A 19,425-nucleotide genomic window follows, 5' to 3' on the forward strand; every position below is an offset into this window, starting at 1 on the left:
GGCGGGAGCGTACGCGGGCGGCTCACGCCAGGCGGACCGAATTTCCCTCCACCGTGATCCGCTTCCCGGGCAGCGGCTTCGTGGCCGGACCCCGCACCACCGAGCCGTCGGCGACGGCGAACCTGCTGCCGTGGCAGGCGCAGTCGATGGTGCCGTCCCGCACGTCCGAGACGATGCAGCCCTGGTGGGTGCAGACCGCCGAGAACGCCTTGAACTCGCCCGGCTCCGGCTGGGTCACCACGATCTTCTCGTCGGTGAGGACCTTGCCGCCGGCGACCGGGATGTCGCCCGTCCGCGCCAGCTCCTGCCCCGGCGAGGCGGCCGAGGAGTCGTCGTCGCCTCCTCCTCCGCAGCCCACGCAGAGCGCCGCCGCGCCCGCGCCCGTGCAGAGGAGGACCGTACGGCGGGTCGGGGTCTCGGTCATGTCGCAGCTCCGGGGAGGGGAGGTTCGGGCCGCCGCCAGCGTCTCAGGAGACGGGCGCCGCGGACGGGTACGCGGCGGGCTGACTAGGCTGGACGGACCAAGAACCGATACACGCGTCAGCAACATCAGCGAGGAGCATCGCCGTGGCGGTACGAGCGGTCCGGGGCGCCGTCCAACTGGAGCGGGACGAGGCGGGGCACATGGACGAGCAGGTCGCGGCCCTGCTGACCGCCCTCATGGAGCGCAACGGCCTGACGGTCGACGACCTGATCAGCCTGTGGTTCACCGCCACCCCCGATCTGCACAGCGACTTCCCGGCCGCCGCGGCCCGCGGGCTCGGCATCACCGACGTGCCGCTGATCTGCGCCCAGGAGCTGGACATCGAGGGCGCCATGCCCCGCGTCGTCCGTGTCCTCGCCCACATCGAGTCGGACCGGCCCCGCGCCGAGATCGCCCACGTCTACCTCGGCGCCGCCGCGGCCCTGCGCAAGGACATCGCCCAGTGAGAACCGCACTCGTCATCGGCACCGGCCTCATCGGCACCTCCGCCGCCCTCGCCCTCACCGCGCGGGGCGTCACCGTCCACCTCGCCGACCACGACCCCGAGCAGGCCCGCACCGCCGCCGCGCTCGGCGCCGGCACCGACGAGGCCCCGGACGGACCGGTCGACCTCGCGATCGTCGCCGCCCCGCCCGCCCTGGTGGCCGACGTGCTCGCCGACGCCATGGCCCGCGGCGCCGCCCGCGGCTACATCGACGTGGCCAGCGTCAAGGGCGGCCCCCGGCGGGAGCTGGAGGCGCGCGGCCTCGACCTCTCGGCGTACATCGGCACGCACCCCATGTCCGGCCGGGAGAAGTCCGGCCCGCTGGCCGCCACCGCCGACCTCTTCGAGGGCCGCCCCTGGGTGCTGACCCCGACCCGGGACACCGACACCGAGGTGCTGAACCTCGCCCTGGAGCTGGTCTCGCACTGCCGCGCGGTGCCCGTGGTGATGGACGCGGACGCCCACGACCGCGCCGTGGCCCTCGTCTCCCACATGCCCCACCTGGTCTCCAGCATGGTCGCCGCGCGCCTGGAGCACGCCGACGAGGCCGCCGTACGGCTGTGCGGGCAGGGCATCCGCGACGTGACCCGGATCGCCGCCTCCGACCCCCGGATGTGGATCGACATCCTCTCCGCCAACCCGGGGCCGGTCGCCGACCTGCTCACCGACGTCGCCGGCGACCTGGAGGAGACGGTACGGGCCCTGCGCGCCCTGCAGTCCTCCGACGAGGACAAGCGCCGCGAGGGCGGCACCGGCATCGCCGAGGTGCTGCGGCGCGGCAACGCCGGACAGGTCCGCGTCCCCGGCAAGCACGGGTCGGCCCCGCGGGCCTACGAGACGGTGGCCGTCCTCATCGACGACCAGCCCGGCCAGCTGGCCCGCATCTTCGCGGACGCGGGACGGGCCGGGGTCAACATCGAGGACGTACGCATCGAGCACGCCACCGGGCAGCAGGCGGGCCTGGTGCAGCTGATGGTGGAACCGAAGGCCGCCGCCGTCCTCACGGCGGCCCTCAAGGAACGGGGCTGGGCGATCCGGCAGTGATCGCGAGTCGCACAGAGCTGTCCGAGGTTCATACGGCTGTCAGAGGGGTCCCGCGGGCCCGGTAACCTAGAACCTGTCTGATGATTCCCGCCTGCCCGGCGACGTCTGGCACGCACGCTCGCCGCGCTGCCGAAACGCCCGCGTGGCTCCGCCACGAGGGCGCTCCGGCGCCTTGCGATCGCACGCACCAGACGCCGCCGGGCCCGCCCTCCGGGCGGACGGCGGGAATCATCAGACAGGCCCTGTCCGGGATGCGCTCGCGTCCCACACACCACCCACCGCACCGCACCAGGAAGGTGTCCCCTCGTGGAAAACGGCGCCGCCCCGACCGTCCCGGCCGTGATTGTCGCCATCGACGGCCCCTCCGGCACGGGCAAGTCGAGCACGTCGAAGGCCGTGGCCGCACAGCTCGGCCTCAGCTACCTGGACACCGGTGCGCAGTACCGGGCGATCACGTGGTGGATGGTCAGCAACGGCATCGACACCGACGACCCGCACGCCGTCGCCGCCGCGGCCGGCAAGCCCGAGATCGTCTCCGGCACCGACCCGGCGGGCCCGACCATCACGGTCGACGGCGTGGACGTGGCCGGCCCGATCCGCACCCAGGAGGTCACCTCCAAGGTCAGCGCGGTCAGCGCCGTGCCGGAGATCCGCGCCCGGATCACCGAGCTGCAGCGCTCCATCGCCGCCGCCGCGCCGCTCGGCATCGTCGTCGAGGGCCGCGACATCGGCACCACCGTGCTGCCGGACGCCGACCTCAAGATCTTCCTCACCGCCTCGGCGGAGGCCCGCGCCGCCCGCCGCAGCGGCGAGCTGAAGGGCGCCGACGTCAACGCCACCCGCGAGGCCCTGATCAAGCGGGACGCGGCCGACTCCAGCCGCAAGACCTCCCCGCTGGCCAAGGCCGGCGACGCGGTCGAGGTGGACACCACCGCCCTGACCCTCCCGCAGGTCATCGAGTGCGTCGTCACCCTCGTCGAGGAGAAGCGGGCGGGGAAGTGACCGCATCCTCCGCAGCGCCCGTCCCCTCCGAGAAGGGCGCCGAGGTCGGCCGGCGCATCGGCGTCGGCCTGATGTACGGGCTGTGGAAGCCGCGCGTGCTCGGCGCCTGGCGAGTGCCCGCCACCGGCCCGCTGATCTACGCCGTCAACCACTCGCACAACATCGACGGCCCGATGGTCATGGGCGTGGCACCCCGGCCGACGCACTTCCTGATCAAGAAGGAAGCGTTCATCGGCCCCCTCGGGACGTTCCTGACCGGCATCGGCCAGCTGAAGGTGGACCGCCACTCCACCGACCGCACGGCCATAGGACAGGCGCTCGGCGTACTGGCGGACGGCGGTGTGCTGGGCATCTTCCCGGAGGGCACCCGCGGCGAGGGCGACTTCGCCTCGCTGCGCGCCGGGCTCGCCTACTTCGCGGTGCGCGGCGGCGCGCCGATCGTCCCGGTCGCGGTGCTGGGAAGCACGGACCGTCCCGGACGGTTGATAAAGGCGCTGCCCCCGCTGCGTTCCCGCGTGGACGTCGTCTTCGGCGACCCCTTCGAGGCGGGCGACGGCAGCGGGCGGCGCACCCGCAAGGCCCTGGACGAGGCCACCGAACGCATCCAGAAGCAGCTCACCGCGCACCTGGAAAACGCCAGGCGCCTCACCGGGCGCTGAGTGACACTTGAGTAGTGGATCACCCGGTACAGGGGTGTTCCACCGATCACCACGATGAACGAGGTACGGACTTCATGAACGACCACATCCACTCCGAGGGCTCGGGCGAGGAGCACGACCACGGGGCGCTCGGCGACGCCGAGTACACGCAGTTCATGGAGCTGGCCGCCGAAGAGGGCTTCGACATCGAGGAGGTCGAGGGCGCGATCGAGGAGGCCGGGCACGGCCCGCTGCCCGTCCTCGCCGTCGTCGGCCGCCCCAACGTCGGCAAGTCGACCCTCGTGAATCGCATCATCGGCCGCCGCGAGGCCGTCGTCGAGGACAAGCCCGGCGTCACCCGCGACCGCGTCACCTACGAGGCCGAGTGGGCCGGCCGCCGCTTCAAGGTCGTCGACACCGGCGGCTGGGAGCAGGACGTCCTCGGCATCGACGCCTCCGTGGCCGCGCAGGCCGAGTACGCCATCGAGGCCGCCGACGCGGTGGTCTTCGTCGTGGACGCCAAGGTCGGCGCCACCGACACCGACGAGGCGGTCGTCCGGCTGCTGCGCAAGGCGGGCAAGCCCGTCGTGCTGTGCGCCAACAAGGTCGACGGCCCGAGCGGCGAGGCCGACGCCTCCTACCTGTGGTCGCTGGGCCTGGGGGAGCCGCACCCCGTCTCCGCGCTGCACGGCCGCGGCACCGGCGACATGCTGGACCGGGTCCTGGAGGCCCTGCCCGAGGCCCCGGCGCAGACCTTCGGCACCGCGGTCGGCGGTCCGCGCCGCATCGCCCTGATCGGCCGCCCCAACGTCGGCAAGTCCTCGCTGCTGAACAAGGTGGCCGGCGAGGAGCGCGTCGTCGTCAACGAACTGGCCGGCACCACCCGCGACCCGGTCGACGAACTGATCGAGCTGGGCGGCGTCACCTGGAAGTTCGTCGACACGGCGGGCATCCGCAAGCGCGTCCACCTCCAGCAGGGCGCCGACTACTACGCCTCGCTGCGCACCGCCGCCGCCGTCGAGAAGGCGGAGGTGGCCGTCATCCTCATCGACGCCTCCGAGTCGATCTCGGTCCAGGACCAGCGGATCGTCACCATGGCCGTCGAGGCGGGCCGCGCGATCGTCGTCGCCTACAACAAGTGGGACACCCTCGACGAGGAGCGCCGCTACTACCTGGAGCGGGAGATCGAGACCGAGCTGGGCCAGGTGGCGTGGGCCCCGCGGGTCAACGTCTCGGCGCAGACCGGCCGGCACATGGAGAAGCTGGTCCCCGCGATCGAGACCGCCCTGGCCGGCTGGGAGACCCGCGTCCCGACGGGCCGGCTGAACGCCTTCCTCGGTGAGCTGGTCGCCGCCCACCCGCACCCGGTGCGGGGCGGCAAGCAGCCGCGCATCCTCTTCGGCACGCAGGCGGGCACCAGGCCCCCGCGGTTCGTGCTCTTCGCCTCCGGCTTCATCGAGGCGGGCTACCGGCGCTTCATCGAGCGCCGGCTGCGCGAGGAGTTCGGCTTCGAGGGAACGCCGATCCACATCTCCGTGCGGGTGCGCGAGAAGCGCGGCGCGAAGAAGAAGTAGGAACGTACACATGTGGGAGAGGGCGCCCCCGGCCGGGGGCGCCCTCTCCCACATGTGGTCCGGCGGTCAGGTGCCGGACCGCGGGGCCGGCGGCAGCGCGGCCGGGACGTGGTGCGTGCCGCCGACGCGCTGCCACACCGACTGCTGGCCGACGCGGGCGCTCTGGGCCCCCGCGCTGTAGGCGCTGTAGGCGCTTCTGCCGCGCGGGATGCTCCGGAAGGCCGTGAATCCCAGCTCCTCCTCACCGCTGCGATCGCCGGGCAGCGATCGGAAGGACCTGACGTACTCGGCGTAGAGCGCGTCGTAGATCGGCGTGGCCGAGGGGCCGCCGTGGCGGTGGAAGGCGTCGTATGCGTACACGTATGTCCAAACGACCCCGCGCTGGAAGGGATGCGGCCCAGGTGACGGCCGTCCGGCAGCCGCGGATACGGGCTCAGGTTCCCGCCAGCGGCAGCGCGGCCGCGACCAGCTGTCCGTTCGCCGCCGCCTTGTCCAGCGCGTCCCGCAGCAGGTCCTCGCGCGGCTGCCGGCCGATCGACCCGACGGGCGCCGCGAACATCAGCACCTGCTGGTGCTTGTTGGCCGCCGTGCGCCAGCCCTCGGTGACCTGGAGCGGCTGGTGCGCCTGCCACCAGGCCACCGGTCGGCCGCCGTTCGTCCCGGGCTGGAGCACCGCGTGCAGCTGGCCCATCGCGAGCAGCACCGACCAGCCGTGCAGCACGGCCGGTGCGGACGCCAGCTCGGTGACCGGCATGAAGCCCTGCTCGATCAGCAGCGGCAGGAAGTCGTCGCCGGCGCCGGCCGTGCCGGGCCGCGCGATGGGAGCGGTCGGCTCCACCACGAGGGCCGGGTGCAGCTCTCCGGCGATGAGGATCAGTCCGCTGGTCACACCGAGCACGGCCTGCTCGGGCGCGGCCTTCTCGGGGGCGGCGGGAGCGGGCTCGGAACGGGCCTGGTCGGCGCTGATGGAGCGCACCGCCCCCTGCAGCTGCTCCTCGGTGACCTTGACGACCTGCGAGGGCAGGCAGCCGGCGTGGGCGAAGGCCAGCACGGCGGTCTCGTCCCCGATGAACAGGACGGTGCTGGTGCGCTCCTGCTCACAGTCGCCCGGGGTGCGGCAGGACGTGCAGTCGTAGCTGCCCGGGGCGGACTCCCCGGCCAGCAGGCGGTCGGCTTCTTCGTCGCCGATCTCGGCGCGTACGTCGTCGCTGACGTCGAGCATGCGCGGCACGGGTGGCTCCCTCGGGATGCGGTGCGTGGCCGGACCGGGTGGCTCCCGGGCCGTGGTCCGGGCGGGTCCCGGCTCATGCAAAGACAACGGGCGATCAGTGGCGGGAGTCACGCCCCATGGCCAACGGAATCGAACCATGAGAGGTGCGCGATCTTCGGCGGGCCGGGATCGTCACCGTTCTCCCAAGTGGGCTGACGCGAGCAGAAGTTGGGCGGACGGAGCGGGCCTCTCCGTCATGCCTGTGAGTCGACAAATCATGAAATCAGCGAATGAACAGGGTGACCGGAAATGGTCGTCGCCGAGTCGTCGCCTCGCTCGTGACCACATCGCAATCGGACACGGACAACCAGAAGGCGGGGTTCCGGGTCTAACCGGACGACGAGAAGCCCATGGGAGGAACCGCACCGCATGACGCCGCCGGCCCCACCGGCCGCCCCGCTGCGCGCCGACTGCATCGGTGACTCCGCGGGCGGTCTGACCTTCGACGTCGCCGCGCGCGGAAACGCCGGGGCGGCTCTGCTCGTCCTGCGCCGCCGCGATGCCGTCGACGCCGCCTCGGACACGGTCAGCCTGCCGCTGGCCCCGGCGGCGGAGGGCCGGCTGCGCGCCGCGCTGCCCAGCAGCGTGTCCCTGCCCGAGGGCCGCTGGGACGCGTACGCCCGCCTGTCCGACGGCGAGCCGCGGCGCCTGGTGCCCGGCGTCACCGATCTGCGCTCCCTCGCCGAGCGCACTCCCAGCGGGCTGCTCGGCCACGTCGCCGTCCGCATCCCGTACGCCACCCGGCAGGGCAACCTGACCGTCCGCAGCTGGCTGCGCGCCCCGCACGCCGAGGCGGTGGACCTGCGCCTCGCGAGCGGCGGCCTGACCGTACGCGGACGGGTGTACGGCACCCGGCTCGTGCCCGGGGCCGACGCCGAGCTGCGTGCCCGGCCCGGCGACGGCGAGGGCGGCGCAGGCGACGGCGTGCGCCGGCTGGACGTCGCCGCCGAGCGGACGGAGTTCGCCTTCACCGTGCCCTACGACGGCCTGACGCCGGGCGTCTGGGACCTGTGGCTGCGGCCCGCCGGTGACTTCGGCCCGGTGGTGCGCCTCGCGCGGCTGCTGGACGACGTCGCCGACAAGAACCCCGTCTTCACGTTTCCCCGCGCGCGGGTGCGGACGCCGCACGGCCCCGTGGAGGCCGGGCCGTACTACACCCGGGACAACGACCTGTCGCTCGCCGTCGCCCCGCTGGACGCCTGACGCCGCGGGAAGCCCGACCCCCTGGGACGGGGCTGTCCGCGTGTCCGATGTTCGATTCGTGTAAGCGATCCGCGGCCCTTCCGCGGGGGTGCCGCAAGTCCGTCCGGGAGTGTTCGGGTGCGAAATGCGAGGCGTCGCCGGGGAGTCCCGCGTGGCTTTCCCGCTCGTCTATTCGACGGAGTACCGCGACGCGCGGGAATTCACGTCGAACGCCTGCGGAACATGGGAAAAATCGTCCGTCCGTGTGAACGCGTTCCATCAAAACGCGCATCATGATCCTGTGACAGAAATGTGACCGTAGGTGCACCCGTGACCCGTGTTACCGGCTGGGGCTTCCCCGCTCCCGGGGCAGGGCATAGCGTGGCGGCATGGCACCGATTCCGACACCCCCGGCCGAGCCCCAGGACAGTCCGGACACCTACGTCGGCCTCGATTCCGGCGCGGCCGAGCGGCTGGCGCGGGAGCGGGGCTGGTCGACGGTGCGGTCCCTGGCGCCGGGCACGGTCATCACCATGGAGTACCGCGTGGGCCGCCTCAACTTCGAGGTGAAGGACGGCCGGGTCTCCCGGGCCTGGAAGGGCTAGGACCGGCCCTGGGCGCGGTCAGCCGCCCGACAGGGGGCGTGCGGCCGGGGCGGAGCTGCGCGGGTGGCGGTCGGCGTGCGGCGGCCGACGGCTGCCGGCCGGGGTCACCGGCGTACGGTCCGAGCGGGCCGTGTGCGGGCCGGGAGCCAGGTGTACCGGGGCCCGGTCGGGGAGGGGCGCGGCGACCGGCTCGCGGGCCGGTGCCTCCGGCCGGGCGGAGCCGGGCGGCGTGACGGCCACGGGCGGGCCGACCGGCCGCCGTGTCGTCCTCCTGCGGCCGCGAGAGGCGTACCAGCGGTCGCGCAGGCCGAGGATCCACGCCTCCGCGCGGGTGATCAGCGGCTCGAACCAGGGGAGCGCCAGCAGGATCAGCAGCCCCGCCACCCAGCCGAGGAGCACGTCGCTGAGCCAGTGCGTACCGAGGTAGACGGTGGACATGCCCACCCCGAGCGAGGTGACCGCGGACAGCGCGGACAGCCAGCGCCGGGCACGGTGCGTCGAGGCCAGGTAGGCGAGGATGCCCCAGGTCACGACGGCGTTAGCGGTGTGACCGCTCGGAAATATATCGCCGCCGAGCCACATCTCGTTGGCGCCGATCGTGGTCGCGTAGTGGGGTCCGAGCCGGCCCATGCCGTACTTGGCGGCGCCGACCGTGACGTTCAGCAGGAGCAGTGAGACACCGAGCGCCAGCAGCGGACGCAGGGTGTGCTGCCGCCAGGAGCGCCAGCCGAGCCAGGCCGCGACCATCACCGCGGTGGGGCCGCGCTGGCCGAGCACCACGTAGTAGTCCACGAACGCGTGGATCTCGGGCCACTGCTGGTAGGGCCGGAAGAACATGACCTGCCAGTCGAGCCGGACCAGCCACGAGGTGATCACTACGGCCCACACGATCGCGATGTAGAACGCGAGGGTTCCGGCGAACAGCGCGAACCTGTGCCGGGACATCTCCGGCGCGTCCAGGAGCGCCGGTCGTTCCGGCTCCCGGTCCAGTCTCGCGAACACCCGGTCCAGTCGGGTGGCCTTCCGTTCGGTACGCACCCAATCGACGTTACAGCGAGTGAGGAGTGATCCCTGACGAATCAACGGCTTTGTGATGACGATGTGATGTGGGATTCCTCTCAGGAGGCGCCCTATTTCCGGGTAATCCGCAATCCGGTCCGGCTGCGGACTCCAATTCCTTTGATCTGCCCGGTCGGCGGTTTTGCCGTGCTTATGAATTCGTTCACCGAATGCTGGTACGGAATTGTCCCGGCGGTCATCGGGCGGCCCCGCCGTCCCGGCCCCGCCGGTCAGGGCGGGCCCGAGCCGTTGAGCCAGAACGCCCCGTACACCGCGGACGCCACCGCGACACCGCACACGACCGGCACCGACCTGGCGGTGCGCAGCCGGGCCAGGCCCAGGGCCGGGGGGAACAGCAGCGGGAACGCGGGCAGCAGCAGCCGGGGCTTCGAACCGAAGTAGCTCGACGCGCACAGGGCGAGCACGGTGACGATCCCCGCGTACACCAGCAGCGGGAGCGGCTGGCGCTGCCGTACGCACACCACGTACAGCCACACCAGCAGCGCGACCACGACGATCAGCCCGACGCCCGCCAGGGCCCCCGGGAACGACGTGAACTTCCCGGCGACGAAACGGGCGAAGGCCACGCCCCCGTCGAAGCCGTTGCGCCAGCCTGCCTGCACGTCGAGATAGCCGAGCGGGCCCTTGCCGGTGCGGTGGCCGACCCACAGGACGTAACCGGCGGCGCCCAGGGGTGCGAGCAGCATGCCGAGCAGGCGCCGCGCGCCGCCGGCGCCGTCCGTACCGCCCTCGCCCCGGCCTCGCACGTATGCCGTGATCGCGGCCACCCACACCGCCGCCGCCACCGCGAGCCCCACCGGGCGGGTCAGCCCGGCCAGCGCGGCCAGCGTCCCCGCCGTCACCCAGCGCCCCGTCAGCACCGCGTACAGCGACCAGGCGGCCAGCGCCGTGAACAGGGACTCGCTGTACGCCATCGACTGCACGACCCCGATCGGCAGCACGGCCCACAGCAGCGCCGCGCAGACGCCCGCGCGGGGGCCGTACACGTGGTCCGCCACCGCGAAGATCCCCCAGGCCGCGGCGAGCGAGGCGAGGAGGCTCACGACGAAGCCCGCGTCCGCGTACGACAGCGGGGAGACGGCCGCGCCGAGCCGCTCCAGCCAGGGCAGCAGCGGGAAGAAGGCCAGGTTGGAGTGCACGTCGCCGTTCGGCAGCCGCACCTCGTAGCCGTACCCGAGGTCGGCGACCCTGGTGTACCAGAGGGAGTCCCAGCGGGCCGTCAGCAGCGTGTACGCGCTCTTGTCGCGCGCGGCGCTCCACAGGGCCAGGGCGAGCAGGCCCAGGGCGCGTACGGCCGCGTAGCCGAGGAGCGCCGGGGCGGCCCGGCGCAGGGCACCGGGCGGACCCGAGGCGCCGGGGCGGCCCGCGGTACGCGTTTCAAGATCGGTCACAGGCTCGATTATCTGCCGGGCGCGAGGGTCACCGTCCCGCCGGGGCGGACGGAACGGTGGTCGCAGTGGCGCACGCCACACGGGTGACGCGGGATGTGTGAGGCCCGCCACGTGTGCGATGCCCGGTCTCGCGTAACCTGACGAGTCACTCGCGTTCCGTTGCACGGCCCGGAGCCCCCCGCTCCTCTCCGGCCGAGCCGCAGGGGAGTCCCCACCCCACGGCCCGCCGGACGCGAGGGAACATCTTGGAGGTACGTACATGTCCGGGACGACCACGGCTGCCGCCGCGCCGCGCCGTCGGGCGGCCGGGGCCGGTGCCAACCGCTGGGTGGTCCTGGTCGTCCTCTGCGTCAGCCTGCTGCTCGTCGCCGTCGACGCCACCGTGCTGCACGTGGCGGTCCCCGCCGTCACCGAGGACCTCACGCCCGGCGCCATCGAACTGCTCTGGATCGTCGACGTCTATCCGCTCGTCTGCGCCTCGCTGCTGATCCTCTTCGGCACGCTGGGCGACCGGGTGGGCCGCAGACGGATCCTCCTGCTCGGCTACGCCCTCTTCGGGGTCGCCTCCGCGCTCGCGGCGCTCGCCGAGGGTGCCCTGGTGCTGATCGCGGCCCGCGCGCTGCTCGGCGTCGGCGGCGCCATGATCATGCCGGCGACGCTGTCGATCCTGCGGCAGGTCTTCCCCGACCGGCGGGAACGGGCGCTGGCCATCGGCATCTGGAGCGCCGTGGCCGCGGTCGGCGCGGCGGTCGGGCCGCTGCTCGGCGGCTTCCTCCTTGAGCACTTCTGGTGGGGCTCGGTCTTCCTCGTCAACATCCCGCTGATGCTGGTCAGCCTGCCGGTGGGGCGGCTGCTGCTGCCCGAGTCGAAGGGCGACGGCCGCGGGCCCTGGGACGTGGTCGGCGCGCTGATGGCGGCGGCCGGACTGTTCGGCGTCGTGCTGGGCGTGAAGCGGCTCGGCGGCGGGGAGCCGGTGGCGAGCCTGCTCACCCTGCTGCCGCTGGTGCTGGGCGCGGCGCTGCTGGCGGGGTTCGTGCGCCGGCAGCGGCGGCGTGCGTATCCGCTGGTGGATCTCGCGATGTTCCGGCGGCCGGCATTCAGTACCTCGGTCGGGTGCATCGTGCTGGCCATGCTGGCGCTGGTGGGGCTCGAGCTGATCGCGGCGCAGTACCTGCAACTGGTGCTCGGGCTGTCGCCGCTGGAGACCGGGCTGCGGCTGCTGCCGCTGACCTTCGCGGCGATGGCGGCGGGCCTTGCGGGGGCGCGGCTGCTGCGGCGCTTCGGGCCGCGGCGGACGGTGTGCGCGGGGTTCTGTCTGACCGCCTTCGCGGTGGTGCTGCTGACGGCGATGGGCCGGGCCGACAACTGTGCGCTGCTGCTGACCGGGTTCGTCCTGCTCGGCTTCGGTCTGGAGACGACGCTGTTCGGGGCGTACGAGTCGATGCTGAGCGAGGCGCCGCAGGAGCAGTCGGGCGGGGCGGCGGCGATCGGCGAGACCTCGTACCAGCTGGGTGCCGGGATCGGCATCGCCCTGCTGGGCAGCGTGATGAACGCGGCGTACGCGCCCGGGCTGACGGGCGGCGTGCCGGGGGTCCCGTCGTCGGCGTCGGTGGCGGCGGGGCATTCGCTGGGGGAGGCGTACGAGGTTGCCGCGCAGCTCGGGGGGCCTGCGGGGGTCGCGCTGCGGCGGGCCGCGGGGGATGCGTTCGTGCACGGGCTGCATGTGACGTTGGCGGTGAGTGCGGTTTTGCTGCTGCTGGGGGCGGTGATGGCGTTGCGGTTGCCGCGGGTGATGCAGTGCGAGGAGATCTCCGTGCCTGCGCCCCGGGGACCGGTGGAGTCCCGCGTGTCGGTGTGACCGTCGTGGTTCTCCCACCCACGCACGGACCGTTCACCGTCGGCCAAGGGGTGGACGTCGCCCGTGGGTGGCTGAGGAGCGTCGGCGGCTGCGGGCCCGCCACGGACCTGGTCGCGAGCCGTGCCGCTGCGGGCCGCCACGGACCTGAGCGCGACCCGTGCCGTTGCGGGCGCGGCGCACCTGTCGGCGCCGCCTCGCCGGTTGCGCCACCGCGCACCGTGCGGCGCCGCACCGCTCGCCCCCGCCGCGGGCCGCCGCCGCCTCCCCACCACAAGCCGCCGACGGCGAATCACCCCCGCGGGCGACGTCCGCCTTGTTCCCGGCGGTGAACGGGTGGTGCGTGGACGGGGACGGGCATGGTGGACGTGCGGAGCACCGCATCGTAACGTCGGCATGAGAGCCGTAACTAGCGCCGCTAGTTTTATAGTCCCCGGAGGGTGTCCCATGGCCGCGTCCCCCAAGTTGCCCGCGTTCGATCCCGCCGACCCCCTCGGCATCGACGACCTGCTCGAGCCGGAGGACCTGGCGATCCGGGACACCGTGCGGGGCTGGGCCGCGGACCGCGTACTGCCGCACATCGCGGACTGGTACGAGAAGGGCGAGCTGCCCGGCATCCGTGAGCTCGCGCGCGAACTCGGCTCCATCGGCGCGCTCGGCATGTCCCTCGAGGGCTACGGGTGCGCCGGTGCGAGCGCCGTCCAGTACGGGCTGGCCTGTCTGGAGCTGGAGGCGGCCGACTCCGGCATCCGCTCGCTGGTCTCCGTGCAGGGTTCCCTCGCCATGTACGCCATCCACCGCTTCGGCAGCGAGGAGCAGAAGCAGACCTGGCTGCCGCGCATGGCCGGCGGTGAGGTCATCGGGTGTTTCGGACTGACCGAGCCCGACCACGGCTCCGACCCCGCCAACATGCGCACCCACGCCAAGCGGGACGCGGGCGGGGACTGGGTGCTCAACGGGCGCAAGATGTGGATCACCAACGGCTCGGTGGCCGGCGTCGCCGTCGTCTGGGCGCAGACCGAGGAGGGCATCCGCGGGTTCGTCGTGCCGACCGACAGCGCCGGATTCTCCGCGCCCGAGATCAAGCACAAGTGGTCCCTGCGGGCGTCCGTCACCAGTGAGCTCGTCCTCGACGACGTACGGCTGCCCGCCGGCGCCGTACTGCCGGAGGTGACCGGGCTGCGCGGGCCGCTCAGCTGTCTCTCGCACGCCCGTTACGGCATCGTCTGGGGTTCGATGGGCGCGGCCCGCAGCTCCTTCGAGGCGGCCGTGGAGTACGCGAAGTCGCGGGAGCAGTTCGGGCGGGCCATCGGAGGCTTCCAGCTCACCCAGGCCAAGCTCGCCGACATGGCGGTCGAACTGCACAAGGGGATTCTGCTCGCCCACCACCTCGGGCGGCGCATGGACGCCGGCCGCCTGCGTCCCGAGCAGGTCAGCTTCGGCAAGCTCAACAACGTCCGCGAGGCCATCGACATCTGCCGTACGGCCCGCACGATCCTCGGCGCCAACGGGATCTCGCTCGAATACCCCGTGATGCGGCACGCGACGAACCTGGAATCGGTGCTCACCTACGAGGGCACCGTCGAGATGCACCAGCTGGTGCTGGGCAAGGCGCTCACCGGACTCGACGCCTTCCGGTAGGAATCCTGCACCGGCAGGGGTCCGGCGGGGGGCGGGGCCGTGGTGTGCGGCCCCGCCTCAGCTCTGGTTGAAGAAACCGTCGGAACGGTGCGCGGCGGGCTCGCCGCTGATGACCTGGGTGTCGGCCGGGCTCAGCAGGAACACCCGGGTGGACACCCGCTCGATCGAACCGCGCAGGCCGAAGATGAGTCCGGCCGCGAAGTCGACGACGCGCTTGGCGTCGGTGCCCTCCATGGCCGTCAGGTTCACGATGACCGGGACACCGTCCCGGAACAGTTCACCGATGGCCCGTGCGTCCCGGAAGCTGTCCGGGGTGACCGTCGCGATGCGGCGGCCCTTCTCCTCGGCCACGTCCGAGGCCACCTTCACCCGCGGGTCCGTGACCCAGGCGTCCCCGGGCTGCTCGGTGCCCTCGGAGTAGTCGTCGTCGTAGTAACGCTCGTCATCGTTGTCGTCGACGAGGCCGAGCCACGCACTCGCCTTGCGTACCGATCCCATGGACGCCTCCTCTCACAGCGGTCTTTCGTGCTTCCGCATCCCTATGGTCATCCATGATGCGGACGTCGCGCCAAGTGGATAGACGCCGCGCGGGGGGTTTGTGACGGTACTGGTGCACAGCGGATCCGTCGAGAGTCCTTGTGTCCCAAGGGTCGTTTCCCAAACGGATGCTGACTGTGAGTGAAATATGATTCTTCCCGGCACACGGGTGAGGGAGGGCGCGTACGGGTGAACGCGGCGGTCGGTACGATGCCGCAGCTCAGCGTCGTACCAACCACGGGGGAGCGTCGTGTTCGGAATCGTCAGGCCGTGCAGGCACCGGCTCGGAGAGAGCCTCACGAGCCAGTGGATGGCTCATTTGTGCGGGTTGTGCCTCGCGCTGCGCAAGGACCACGGACAGTTCGCGCGGATCGTGACGAACTATGACGGGCTGCTCATATCGGTTTTGACGGAGGCTCAGGCCGAGCGGGGCGGTGCGGGCGCCGGGCGGCGCACCGCCGGGCCCTGCCCGCTGCGCGGGATGCGCACCGCGTCCGTCGCGCACGGTGAGGGCGCCCGGCTCGCGGCGGCCGTCTCCCTGGTGCTGGCCTCGGCCAAGGTGCGCGACCATGTCGCCGACGGGGACGGCCTGCTGGCCCGCCGGCCGGTGGCGCTCGCCGCCCGCCGGATCGCCGGCGGCTGGGACGCGGCCGGCGCGCGCGGCGGCAGCGCCGTCGGCTTCGACACCGCCGTGCTGGTCGACGCCGTGGACCGGCAGGGCGGCATCGAGGCCCTCGCCGGGCCCGGAACGCCCCTGCTCACCGTCACCGAGCCGACCGAGACCGCGACCGCCGCCGCCTTCGCGCACACCGCGCACCTCGCCGGGCGGCCGCACAACGCCGCGCCGCTCGCCGAGGCCGGACGGCTCTTCGGCCGGCTCGCCCACCTCCTGGACGCCGTGGAGGACCGGGAGGCCGACGCCGCGTCCGGCGCCTGGAACCCGCTCGCCGCGACCGGGACGCCGCTCACCGAGGCCCGGCGGCTCGCGGACGACGCCGTGCACGGGGTGCGGCTGGCCCTGCGGGAGGCCGAGTTCACCGACGGGCGGCTGGTGCACCGGCTGCTCGTGCACGAGCTGGGCAATTCCGTGGACCGCGCGTTCGGCACCGTCTCGTGCGCCCACGGCAGCCATCCGTACGCCCCTCCCGGCAGCACCCCGGGCGCCCCCGGTACGCCAGGCGGCCCCGGTGGGCCGATGCCCCCGGAGCCGCCGCGCCGTGACCGGCGCGGGCTGCTCGCCGGGTGCGCCGTATGGCTCGGGCTGGCCTGCACGTGCCAGATGTGCTGCGGCACGTTCCACGACCCGTGGAGCGGTCAGCGCAGGGAAGGACTCTGCTCCAACTGCGACTGCGGAAACTGCTGCGACTGCTGCGACTGCTGCGGCAACTGCTGTGGGGACGACGGGTGCGGTTGCGACGGCTGCGACTGCGGCTGCAGCTGCTGAAGCCCCGTCAGGCTCCGTCGGCCGGCCCCGTGTGGAAGGGGCGAGCCATGACGACGGACGCCCCCGACGACGCACCGGGCGACGCACCCGATGACGTGCACGGCGCGTGGAGACGGTGGCACGAGCGGCGCGTCACCACGGTCTCGGCGCCCTACGGGCCGCTCGCCCTCGCCGGCACGCACTGGCTGGAGGAGCATCCGGACGGGCGACTTCCGGACATCCCCGCGCGATGGACGACGGCCGGCGACGCGGTGCTGCTGACGGCCGCCGGAGCGGACGGGCTCGCCGTGGACGGGCGGCCCCTGGACGGCGAGGTGCGGCTCACGGCCGACCCGGGCCGGTGAGCGCGGCCCGGGTGGCCTGCGGCGAGCGGCGGCTGGTCGTCCTGGCTCGCGAGGGCCTGGGGGGCGTCCGTGACTTCGGTCCGGGCGCCCCCGCACGGCGCACGTTCCGCGCCATCGCGGCCACGCCGTACGACCCGCGCTGGTCGGTGCCGGGACGCTTCACCCCGTACGAGGCCGGGCGGCGCAGTGTGCGGGGTGCCGAACGCGGACGGCCGGGAGCGCGGGCCGGCGCTCGGAACTGCGCTGAGAACCCGCGGTGTTGGCGAGGGGCAGAAGTGGTTCAAAGCTTGACGGCCGAAAGGCACTCTTGCGCCGACCGGTCGTTCGGCCGAATACTCCAACCTCAGCGCTTGTCAGGGGCACGACGCATCCGGAACCCGGAGGTCCACCCCTGGCTGCGCCTCACGGGCCCCCAACCCCACAAGAGGGGCCCCCGACTTCCCCTGTGGAGGAACGAAAAGTGAGGATCAAGCGCACCACCCCCCGTAGCGGCATCACGAGACGGACTCGGCTGATCGCCGTATCCACCGGCCTCGTGGCCGCGGCCGCCGTAGCGATCCCCAGCGCGAACGCGGCACCCACCCCGGCCACCTTCAGCGCCGCCGAGCTGAGCAGTGCCAGCGGCGCGGTGCTCCAGGCCGACGTCCCCGGCACCGCCTGGGCCGTCGACGGCAAGACCGGCCGGGTGCTCGTCACCGCCGACAGCACCGTCTCCCAGGCCGAGATCGCGAAGATCAAGGAGCAGGCCGGCGACAAGGCCGGCGCGCTCACGATCAAGCGCACCCCCGGCACGTTCAACAAGCTCATCCAGGGCGGTGACGCCATCTACGCGAGCAGCTGGCGCTGCTCCCTCGGCTTCAACGTCCGCACCAGCAGCGGCGCCGAGTACTTCCTGACCGCCGGTCACTGCACCGACGGCGCCGGCACCTGGTGGTCCAACTCCGGGCACTCGACCGTGCTCGGCTCGACGGCCGGCTCCAGCTTCCCGGGCAACGACTACGGCATCGTCCGGTACACCAACACCTCGGTCGCCAAGCCCGGCACCGCGGGCGGCGTGGACATCACCCGCGCGGCCACCCCGAGCGTGGGCACCACCGTCATCCGTGACGGCTCCACCACCGGCACCCACAGCGGCCGGGTCACCGCCCTGAACGCCACCGTCAACTACGGCGGCGGCGACATCGTCTCCGGCCTGATCCAGACCACGGTCTGCGCCGAGCCCGGCGACTCCGGCGGCCCGCTCTACGGCAGCAACGGCACCGCGTACGGTCTGACCTCCGGCGGCAGCGGCAACTGCTCCTCCGGCGGTACGACCTTCTTCCAGCCGGTGACGGAGGCCCTGAGCGCCTACGGCGTCAGCGTCTACTAGTCCGTCGGTCCGTCAGTCTCACGTATCGAGCGCAGCCGGCAGCGCGACGAGCCCCCGCACACCGCGGTGACGGTGTGCGGGGGCTCTTCCGCGTTCGCCGCGGCGTCGGCCGGTGCGCTCGTCGCGCGAATCCTGCGGGAAGGGGCATGAATGGTGAAGGCCGTGTGACCACGCTGGAGTTGTCGTGCGCACGTCCTGATGTCGGCCTTGTGTGCGGCCTGTGGAATCGGGAGAGTTAACGCTCGTCAACCAGCCTTCCGGTCCGCGGGGTCCCCACAACCTCCGGACCGACCCCCCACAGGAGGACGTGAGTTGAAGCACCGACGCATACCCAGGCGGCGGGCCGCCGTGGTAGGTGCGGGAATCACCGCACTGGTCGCCGCGGGAGTCACCTTCCAGAGCGCGAACGCCAGCGAGGCCCCGAAGACCGCCGCACCCGAGACCCTGTCGGTCACGGCGGCCGGAAAGCTCGCCTCCACGCTGATCGGCGATCTCGGCACCGACGCCGCGGGCACGTACTACGACGCGCAGGCCAAGAGCCTCGTCGTCAACGTGCTCGACCAGAGTGCCGCGCAGACCGTCGAGGAGGCCGGCGCCAAGGCGAGAATCGTCGAGAACTCGCTCGCCGACCTGAAGAGCGCGCGCACCACCCTCACCGAGGACGCGACCATCCCGGGCACCTCCTGGGCGACCGACCCGACCACCAACAAGGTCGTCGTCACCGCCGACCGCACGGTCTCCAAGGCCGAGCTGGCCAAGCTGACCAAGGTCGTCGACGGACTGGGCGCCAAGGCCGAGCTCAAGCGGACCAAGGGCGAGTACAAGCCCTTCGTCGCGGGCGGCGACGCCATCACCGGAGGCGGCGGGCGCTGCTCGCTCGGCTTCAACGTGACCAAGGGCGGCGAGCCGTACTTCATCACCGCCGGCCACTGCACCGAGTCCATCTCGAGCTGGTCGGACTCCTCCGGGAACGTCATCGGCGAGAACGAGGCGTCCAGCTTCCCGGACAACGACTACGGCCTGGTCAAGTACACCGCCGACGTGGACCACCCGAGCGAGGTGAACCTCTACAACGGTTCCTCGCAGGCCATCTCGGGCGCCGCCGAGGCCACCGTCGGCATGCAGGTGACCCGCAGCGGTTCCACCACCCAGGTGCACGACGGCACGGTCACCGGCCTGGACGCCACCGTGAACTACGGCAACGGCGACATCGTCAACGGCCTGATCCAGACCGACGTCTGCGCCGAGCCCGGCGACAGCGGCGGCTCGCTCTTCTCGGGCGACAAGGCCATCGGCCTCACCTCCGGCGGCAGCGGCGACTGCACCTCGGGCGGCGAGACCTTCTTCCAGCCGGTGACGGAGGCCCTGTCGGCCACCGGTACGCAGATCGGCTGAGCCTGCAGACCGGCTGAGCAGTATCCGCACACCTGTGAAGTCCCGTCCCGCGCGCGAGGGGCGGGACTTCCGCGTGCGTCCGCGTG

At 72.7% G+C, this 19,425-nt stretch carries 18 protein-coding genes and 1 pseudogene; 13 read left to right on the forward strand and 6 right to left on the reverse strand.

Features of this window, described 5'->3' with window-relative positions:
- Positions 1–22 precede the first annotated feature (22 nt).
- A complete protein-coding gene (locus ABS735_RS09400) occupies positions 23–424 on the reverse strand; it encodes a Rieske (2Fe-2S) protein (protein ID WP_373906542.1) in 402 nt (133 codons plus the stop codon).
- A 143-nt stretch (positions 425–567) separates the two neighbouring features.
- Here ABS735_RS09400 and aroH point away from each other — a divergent pair, with 143 nt between their 5' ends.
- The 5 genes from aroH (at position 568) to der (ending at position 5,226) form a co-directional block, all read left to right on the forward strand.
- On the forward strand, positions 568–930 hold the full coding sequence (gene aroH / locus ABS735_RS09405) for a chorismate mutase (RefSeq protein ID WP_076973660.1): 363 nt from the start codon (positions 568–570) through the stop codon (positions 928–930).
- Complete coding sequence (locus ABS735_RS09410) at positions 927–2,012, forward strand: prephenate dehydrogenase (protein WP_373906541.1); 1,086 nt, start codon at positions 927–929, stop codon at positions 2,010–2,012. Before aroH ends, ABS735_RS09410 begins: the two co-directional genes overlap by 4 nt.
- A 306-nt stretch (positions 2,013–2,318) precedes the next feature.
- Positions 2,319–3,014 carry a (d)CMP kinase gene (gene cmk, locus ABS735_RS09415; RefSeq protein ID WP_133887902.1) on the forward strand — a complete coding sequence of 232 codons (696 nt, stop codon included), beginning with the start codon at positions 2,319–2,321 and terminating at the stop codon, positions 3,012–3,014.
- A complete protein-coding gene (locus ABS735_RS09420; RefSeq protein ID WP_373906540.1) occupies positions 3,011–3,673 on the forward strand; it encodes a lysophospholipid acyltransferase family protein in 663 nt (220 codons plus the stop codon). The genes cmk and ABS735_RS09420 overlap by 4 nt, the downstream gene beginning before the upstream one ends.
- A gap of 74 nt (positions 3,674–3,747) precedes the next feature.
- Positions 3,748–5,226: a ribosome biogenesis GTPase Der gene (gene der / locus ABS735_RS09425; protein ID WP_373906539.1), complete on the forward strand. Its 1,479-nt coding sequence runs from the start codon at positions 3,748–3,750 to the stop codon at positions 5,224–5,226.
- A gap of 66 nt (positions 5,227–5,292) precedes the next feature.
- Here der and ABS735_RS09430 read toward each other — a convergent pair whose 3' ends face one another.
- Together ABS735_RS09430 and ABS735_RS09435 are read right to left on the reverse strand one after the other, a co-directional pair.
- On the reverse strand, positions 5,293–5,586 hold the full coding sequence (locus tag ABS735_RS09430) for a hypothetical protein (protein ID WP_102931335.1): 294 nt from the start codon (positions 5,584–5,586) through the stop codon (positions 5,293–5,295).
- Between the two features lie 73 nt (positions 5,587–5,659).
- Entirely contained in the window at positions 5,660–6,457 is a 798-nt protein-coding gene (locus tag ABS735_RS09435; RefSeq protein WP_356365455.1) for a hypothetical protein, read from the reverse strand.
- 408 nt (positions 6,458–6,865) lie between these two features.
- On the opposite strand from ABS735_RS09435, the gene ABS735_RS09440 reads away from it, so the two are divergent.
- Positions 6,866–7,699, forward strand: a complete 834-nt coding sequence (locus tag ABS735_RS09440) for a hypothetical protein (protein WP_373906538.1) — start codon at positions 6,866–6,868, stop codon at positions 7,697–7,699.
- A 368-nt stretch (positions 7,700–8,067) separates the two neighbouring features.
- On the forward strand, positions 8,068–8,283 hold the full coding sequence (locus ABS735_RS09445) for an I78 family peptidase inhibitor (protein ID WP_054103246.1): 216 nt from the start codon (positions 8,068–8,070) through the stop codon (positions 8,281–8,283).
- A gap of 18 nt (positions 8,284–8,301) precedes the next feature.
- Here the strand turns inward: ABS735_RS09445 and ABS735_RS09450 are convergent, their stop codons facing one another.
- Both ABS735_RS09450 and ABS735_RS09455 read right to left on the reverse strand, forming a co-directional pair.
- Positions 8,302–9,321 carry a phosphatase PAP2 family protein gene (locus ABS735_RS09450; RefSeq protein ID WP_373906537.1) on the reverse strand — a complete coding sequence of 340 codons (1,020 nt, stop codon included), beginning with the start codon at positions 9,319–9,321 and terminating at the stop codon, positions 8,302–8,304.
- Between the two features lie 251 nt (positions 9,322–9,572).
- Positions 9,573–10,754: a glycosyltransferase family 39 protein gene (locus ABS735_RS09455; RefSeq protein ID WP_373906536.1), complete on the reverse strand. Its 1,182-nt coding sequence runs from the start codon at positions 10,752–10,754 to the stop codon at positions 9,573–9,575.
- Positions 10,755–11,013: 259 nt separating this feature from the next.
- On the opposite strand from ABS735_RS09455, the gene ABS735_RS09460 reads away from it, so the two are divergent.
- Both ABS735_RS09460 and ABS735_RS09465 read left to right on the forward strand, forming a co-directional pair.
- Positions 11,014–12,612, forward strand: coding sequence for an MFS transporter (locus ABS735_RS09460; RefSeq protein ID WP_373906535.1), 1,599 nt, complete (start codon positions 11,014–11,016; stop codon positions 12,610–12,612).
- A 444-nt stretch (positions 12,613–13,056) separates the two neighbouring features.
- Positions 13,057–14,250 (forward strand): acyl-CoA dehydrogenase family protein, encoded by a 1,194-nt coding sequence (locus tag ABS735_RS09465; RefSeq protein WP_373906534.1) that lies wholly within the window; start codon positions 13,057–13,059, stop codon positions 14,248–14,250.
- 57 nt (positions 14,251–14,307) lie between these two features.
- Here the strand turns inward: ABS735_RS09465 and ABS735_RS09470 are convergent, their stop codons facing one another.
- The gene (locus ABS735_RS09470) at positions 14,308–14,748 is read right to left on the reverse strand and encodes a cell division protein SepF (RefSeq protein ID WP_007447969.1); all 441 of its coding nucleotides are present in this window, start codon (positions 14,746–14,748) and stop codon (positions 14,308–14,310) included.
- A 289-nt stretch (positions 14,749–15,037) separates the two neighbouring features.
- Between ABS735_RS09470 and ABS735_RS09475 the strand changes: the two genes are divergently transcribed.
- From ABS735_RS09475 to ABS735_RS09490, 4 genes and pseudogenes are all read left to right on the forward strand, one after another.
- Positions 15,038–16,231, forward strand: a complete 1,194-nt coding sequence (locus ABS735_RS09475; RefSeq protein WP_373906533.1) for a DUF5685 family protein — start codon at positions 15,038–15,040, stop codon at positions 16,229–16,231.
- Between the two features lie 47 nt (positions 16,232–16,278).
- Positions 16,279–16,821, forward strand: a pseudogene (locus ABS735_RS09480) (DUF1684 domain-containing protein); the annotation flags it as partial.
- 214 nt (positions 16,822–17,035) lie between these two features.
- Positions 17,036–17,944: a S1 family peptidase gene (locus tag ABS735_RS09485; protein ID WP_373906532.1), complete on the forward strand. Its 909-nt coding sequence runs from the start codon at positions 17,036–17,038 to the stop codon at positions 17,942–17,944.
- 312 nt (positions 17,945–18,256) lie between these two features.
- Positions 18,257–19,339 (forward strand): S1 family peptidase, encoded by a 1,083-nt coding sequence (locus tag ABS735_RS09490; RefSeq protein ID WP_373906531.1) that lies wholly within the window; start codon positions 18,257–18,259, stop codon positions 19,337–19,339.
- Positions 19,340–19,425 lie beyond the last annotated feature (86 nt).

It is taken from the genome of Streptomyces sp. MMCC 100, from assembly GCF_041538145.2.
Classification (GTDB): Bacteria; Actinomycetota; Actinomycetes; order Streptomycetales; family Streptomycetaceae; genus Streptomyces.